The sequence below is a fragment of the Kitasatospora sp. MY 5-36 genome (genome assembly GCF_001182915.1).
Taxonomy (GTDB): Bacteria; Actinomycetota; Actinomycetes; order Streptomycetales; family Streptomycetaceae; genus Kitasatospora.
On the sequence record NZ_LFVW01001132.1, the window covers coordinates 1 to 1,776 of the forward strand.

Consider the following 1,776-nt stretch of genomic DNA (forward strand, 5'->3'; position numbering starts at 1 on the left):
GGCGGCCGGCCCGCACCCGGGCGGCCTTGCCACCTGCCGCTGAGCCCGGAGGCGTGTGCCGCTCCGCCCCATGCCGGAACCCGTACGAACACCCTGGAGGCCATGTACCGCTCCTCACCGGGGATTTGCGCGGGCGGGGAGCCCGGTGGCGCGGTTCCGGCGCGCGTGCGGCGCATGCGGTCCCATCACGGGACGGACCGCCGAGTCCTCCGCGGAAAGCCGGTTGGTCACCCACTGGGTCCAGCGCCACCCCGGTTCCGACACCGGGGCGGCGGCGTGCGGATCGAGGGCGGAAGCCCGGGCGGCACGGGGTGCCGCGTGGGTGCTGCCGCCCTTGGTGCTCGCCCTCTTCCTGATCCGTACGCGCAGCGGCTGGTATTACTGGGGTATGCAGGAAGAGACGGCACGCTCCGCGATCGACACGTTCATCTCCGCGTTCAACGCCTCGGACGACACCTATGTGACGGCCCTGCTCTCCCAGGCCCTGACCTCCGACGTGGTCTTCTGGGGGCCGTTGGGCCGCAGCGAGGGAATCGCGGCGGTCGAGCAGTTCGTGCTGGACATCCGGCGCCACCCGGCGGGAACCGGCACGATGACGCGCTGCTCGGCGGTGGACATGCCCGGCGAGTGGGCCCGCTACCAGTGGGTCTTCACCACGCCGGACGGAGGCCCCCGCCTGGCGGGAACGGACGTCGTCCACCTGCGGCGGAGCCTCATCGACCAGGTCATCGTCTTCGCCGGGGAGATCGAGCCGTCCGCCTCCTGACGAACCGCCCGGGCAGCGCCGCGGGCGGGCGTCAGCGCGGGGAGCCGTAGCGGAGGTCCACGAGGGCGCCGGTCAGGCCGCCGAGCGTGAGGGCGGGGACGACCGCCGACCAGGGGTCTCCGGTCAGCGCTCCGGAGAGCATCACCAGGGCGATGACGACCGCTGCGACGGCGCGGGCCGGCAGCGAGCGCGGCAGCAGCGGTACGGGCGCACCGCCGCGGTGCCGTCGGGCCAGTCTGACGGCGAGCAGGACCAGTGCGGCCACCAGGAGCGGCGGCACCATCGCGTGCGTGGAGATCCCCATGGCCTTCGCCCTTCTGGACGGCTGGGTGCGAACATACACCCCCGACTCCCCTGCCCACCGCCCCCGGTGACAGCGAACGGCCCGGCGCCGGGCCGTTCGGCGAAGGCTCGGCCGACCGAGTACGGCGAGGGACCCGGCGCGGCGCCTCGCTACGGGTTGACGGGGCCGAAGATGGTGGTCGGCTTCGGCTGCTTGGGGGTCTCCAGGCTCTGCAGGCAGAGGGTGTACTTGTCGCTGCCGTGCTTGGAGGTGAAGTAGCCGTCGGCGGTGGGGTACTTGCGGCAGGCGTTCTCGCCGTCGGTGGTGTCGTCCTCGCGTCCGACGACGCGGGCCTCGGCCTTCGGGTCGGAGCAGGGGACCACGTCGATGTCGGGATTGCTGTCGACGACGCCGGGCAGGGCGGCGGCGATCGGGTTGTTGTTGTGGATGCAGTCGCCGGCCTCGGCGAACTCGGGGTCGCGCTTGGCCATGACGACGATCAGCGGGATCAGGACCGCCGGGACGAGCAGGCCGACGATGGCGGGCCGCAGGTACACCGGCTTGCCGGGGTCCGCCGGCGGGCGGGGTGCGCCGGCGGACAGGGCGCGAAAAACTTGGATCGGGGGACCTCGGGAGCGCTTGGAACGGCCCCGTACGCGGCCCCGGCGGGGGCGGGGCCGCGCTCCGGCGGGCGCCCGGGACCCCTGCGGCGGGCGCCCGCGGGCAG

General features: G+C 73.9%; 3 protein-coding genes. 1 reads left to right on the forward strand and 2 read right to left on the reverse strand.

Translation table 11 applies throughout. From position 1 onward, the window contains the following. Positions 1–388: 388 nt before the first annotated feature. Positions 389–766, forward strand: a complete 378-nt coding sequence (locus AE652_RS40785) for a nuclear transport factor 2 family protein (RefSeq protein ID WP_049660939.1) — start codon at positions 389–391, stop codon at positions 764–766. Between the two features lie 31 nt (positions 767–797). On the opposite strand, the gene AE652_RS40790 is transcribed toward AE652_RS40785, so the two are convergent. Further along, entirely contained in the window at positions 798–1,070 is a 273-nt protein-coding gene (locus AE652_RS40790) for a hypothetical protein (protein ID WP_049660932.1), read from the reverse strand. A gap of 149 nt (positions 1,071–1,219) precedes the next feature. Continuing rightward, positions 1,220–1,606, reverse strand: coding sequence for a hypothetical protein (locus tag AE652_RS40795; RefSeq protein ID WP_049660935.1), 387 nt, complete (start codon positions 1,604–1,606; stop codon positions 1,220–1,222). Positions 1,607–1,776: the final 170 nt, after the last annotated feature.

Bases quoted from the DNA above. Each gene is read 5' to 3' on its own strand.
- AE652_RS40785 (WP_049660939.1), top strand. From the start codon at position 389: ATGCAGGAAGAGACGGCACGCTCCGCGATCGACACGTTCATCTCCGCG.
- AE652_RS40790 (WP_049660932.1), bottom strand. From the start codon at position 1,070: ATGGGGATCTCCACGCACGCGATGGTGCCGCCGCTCCTGGTGGCCGCA.